At 33.4% G+C, this 3,655-nt stretch carries 2 protein-coding genes and 1 pseudogene; 1 reads left to right on the top strand and 2 read right to left on the bottom strand.

The window, feature by feature from the left end:
- On the top strand, nucleotides 1-562 hold a 562-nt coding region (locus CWATDRAFT_RS30485), incomplete at its 5' end, for an IS1634 family transposase (protein ID WP_007308562.1).
- 243 nt (nucleotides 563-805) lie between these two features.
- Here the strand turns inward: CWATDRAFT_RS30485 and CWATDRAFT_RS30480 are convergent.
- Nucleotides 806-1,669, bottom strand: a pseudogene (locus tag CWATDRAFT_RS30480) (transposase); the annotation flags it as partial.
- A gap of 27 nt (nucleotides 1,670-1,696) precedes the next feature.
- Nucleotides 1,697-3,223 carry an IS5-like element ISCwa2 family transposase gene (locus CWATDRAFT_RS30475; RefSeq protein ID WP_007308560.1) on the bottom strand — a complete coding sequence of 509 codons (1,527 nt, stop codon included), beginning with the start codon at nucleotides 3,221-3,223 and terminating at the stop codon, nucleotides 1,697-1,699.
- Between the last annotated feature and the right edge of the window lie 432 nt (nucleotides 3,224-3,655).

Below are 3,655 nucleotides of genomic sequence, written 5' to 3'. Positions count from 1 at the left end.
AAGATTGTTGGAAATAAAAGAAGTTGAACTGATTGAAACTTACTCGGAAAAAAAGGAAAAGATTGATAAAATGATTAGTCTGATCATCAAAAAAGATGAAGAGATAAGTAGAAAGACTAAAGAAGCAGGAAAATTTATTTTAGCAACTAACTTAGTAGAGGAAAATAAATTAGAAGCTAGTGAAATTCTGATAACTTATAAAAACCAGCAATCTACGGAAAGAGGATTTCGATTTTTGAAAGATCCCTTATTTTTTACTGATAGTTTCTTCGTTGAAAAACCAGAAAGAATAGAAACAATGTTATTTTTAATGTCTTTGTGTTTGTTGATTTATAACTTGGGGCAAAGAGAATTAAGAAATTGTTTAAAAAGAGTCAAAAAAGGAATAAATAATCAAGTAGAGAAAGTAACATTGCGTCCGACTTTGAGGTGTATATTTCAATGTTTTCAAGGTATTCATTATGTGATTTTAAACGGAGTTAAACAAATTGTCAATTTAACAGAAGAAAGGCGTTTTATATTGAGTTTATTACCTGCATCTTGTCAAAGATATTATCTATAAATTGAATTGGATAAAGCAAAAATAATAAAAGAATAAGAGTCTAATGATATCAAATGAGAAGAGGAAACTCTCCTTCGTTTGTGCTGAGTCTTGCTAAGTTTTCAATGAGTATAAATCTTCTTAATTTGATTATTTTTCCTAAAAATTTAATGAAAAGAGAAATATTCTTGCCCAGGTATGATTTTCGGACTTTTTAAAACTATGTATTTTTTTATACTACATTTTGAAGTGCGGAATCTGGGTTACATAAGAAAGAAGTGTTAGTTTCAACCAATTTTCTTCATGATGTACATCGGGAGTTAAATAAGATGTCATCAATAATCTTTGTTTACCAAATCGAAAAAGATGTTCCATGTCATAACGTTGTCGATAACACTGATAACAATCAACTAAACTTAACTCATCGCGCCGAGAACCAATAACAATAAGCCACATAGGTTTCCAAATACTATTTCTTTCTTGATCTCTGACAACAATCTGGAGTAAAGTAAAGGGGTGATTGTTCATTTTATAGTTTTTAGTTCCTCTCATTAACATCTGTTTCCATCCCGAAATAGTCACTGTTAATTGACGACCTTTTTTCGTTGTAAAGGGAACATGATGAACTTCATCAGGTTCAGTCCAAGTTTGGTCATCTTTAAGGTCAAATTTATCCCCATACCAACGGGGATGTCCCGAAGTTTTGGCTTGATTTGGGTCCCGAATAAATTGACGATAAAAAACTCGGTCACTTCTAACTCTTGTAATAGTAACTACGTCTTCATGCTTAACTTGTTCCCCAATAACATCCTTTTGGCTGTAGTCACTATCAGCCACTAAGACAGATAATTTATCAGAAAATAAAGAACTTTGCCAGATTTTTTTTAGTTGTTGATTGCCTTGATTTACTCCTTTATGTTTAGAGGGGACTCGCTCTCCTGATAAGGGGACAGCCCAAGGGACTTTTTCTGTGTCTATTTGGTCAGGTAAAGCGCAGACAACGGAATAACAATGTCCAATATTAATGGGTTTATTTCCCTTAATTGGATTGGGGTAATGAATAAAGGTTTTATCCGCTAACGTTTCGGCAAACGGTCGTGGACAGGGAGTTGTGTCAATACCAAATAGGGTTTGCTGAAAAAGTTTCTCCAAAATTTATGCCACTTTTGACCAAGAATTTTCTGACAAATCAATAAGTTTTAGTACACAAAAATTGTTTAAAGTATAATCAAAATTAATGAAAGGCGGCTTGATGAGTTCCCCTGTTCTATTATTAGTAAATAAGGACAAAAAAAGCGACAAAAACTGCCTCAGAAGTTTAGAAAGATTGACAACTAAAAATGTAATAGCAATAGATGTAATGGAGGTTTCAGGGAGTTTTGTCATCACGAGATTTAGGCTAAATCTTCGTTTAGCTTGTCCAAACTTTCCCTCAATAGCATTACGGAAGCATTCATCGGAGTGGGCTTGTTTCTTTTCTTCTTCACTGACATTTTTCGGAGGTCTTCCTAACTTCGGACCACTGATTCTTATCCCTCTTTCCTTACACCAATTTCTGTTTTCCCTAGTTCGATAAATTTTATCTACATGGACGGATTCGGGATAATAGCCAAACGTTTTTTTATACTTTTCTACTTGTTCTTTTAAATGACAAGATTCATTGAAGTTTTCCCAACTTATTTTGTATAGAAACACATAGTTATCTACACAGCTTACTGAGAGTTTAGCTCCAAACTCTATTGGTTTTCCTGCTTTTCCCCTCACTATTGGACGAATATGCGGTTGAGTTAAACTTACAATTCTTTGAGGAACACTCTGGGTCTTATTCTCCCACATTGACTGTTGTTGTTCATAAACTTTTTTGATAGTCTCTAGACAATTTTTCTGTCTTTTACTCAGATTTTCCAGGGAAGCCCCAGCTTGAATTAAGTCTTCTATATTTCCTAAATTTTTCTTAAGGTATTTTAACTGTTTCCCGATAGCTTTTCTTCTTTCTTGATAAGATACTTTTCGTTTTTTAGCTACTTTTAAGTATTCCTTTCTAGCAATTTTTCTAGAAGTTCTCGGCTTTTTTCTCAATTTTACTCTTAATGGTTTATAAAGATTATCTATTATTCTTTCTGTCTCAATTCTGGCTTGATTTAATATGCCTAAATCCGTTGGGTATTTGATGTCTGCTGGCGCACAAGTCGCATCTAAAATTAGTTTACCTTTATTTTTTATTTTTTCTCCTTTTTCTTGGAGACAATCCTTTTTTTTTACTTCTTTATCACTCTTGTCTATTTCTCTTTTTACTATTTTTTTATTGATTTTGTTTATCAATTCTCCATCAATTCTTTTCCTAAAATGAACTAGCATTGAAGATTCCAGTGGTGGCTCTTGTTGATAACAATTTAAACCTATAAAGTATTGTAGATAGAGATTTTCTCTAATCTGTTCTATAGTTTCTCTATCACTTGTTCCTAATTTTTCCTTAATAATTAATGTCCCTAATGCCATTCTAAATAGTTTGGCTGGCGCACCTTTTTCTGCTGAAAAAAGTTTAGCATATTCTTCCTCAAAATCATCCCAAGGTATCAACTCTGCCATGATTACCCAACGATTATTGGGGGACAATTTGCCCTCGAAAGGTAATTCAAATTTTTCTGGGGGCGGTAAAGGTTGCTCCTCTTTTCGATACATTTGTTCTTGACCAACAACTGGGAGGTGTTTCTACCAATTATAGCGGTTTGTAGCCGACAAAGCTGATCTTTTTTGCGATCGCGAATATGGGTGTAACCTTTTAAAGAATAGGGTTTTGCTTTTATTCAGCAAACCCTATTTAGTGATCTTTTAATGTCGAAATATCTAAACTCAGAGTAGTTTGACAACAAAGATTTAGAACTCTCTACCATTGTTTTACAAATCATGAGCAAAAGTTTCTGAGTCAATGATTAACATAAACTAAAAGCTATACAGCTACTATTTATTGCTAATTTTTCTCAGTTTCTACTTAGCTATAACCTTAGCATAAACTTTTTGTTTGCACAACCTGATTGTGCAAAGGTTATTCTTGGTTATAATTGGTACTCCAGAGAGGACTAGGGACATCATTTTGCAGTCCGACCTACTCCT

This window comes from Crocosphaera watsonii WH 8501 (assembly GCF_000167195.1).
GTDB lineage: Bacteria > Cyanobacteriota > Cyanobacteriia > Cyanobacteriales > Microcystaceae > Crocosphaera > Crocosphaera watsonii.
Note: the sequence above shows the minus strand (reverse complement) of the source record. Positions and strands in the feature narration are given on the sequence as shown.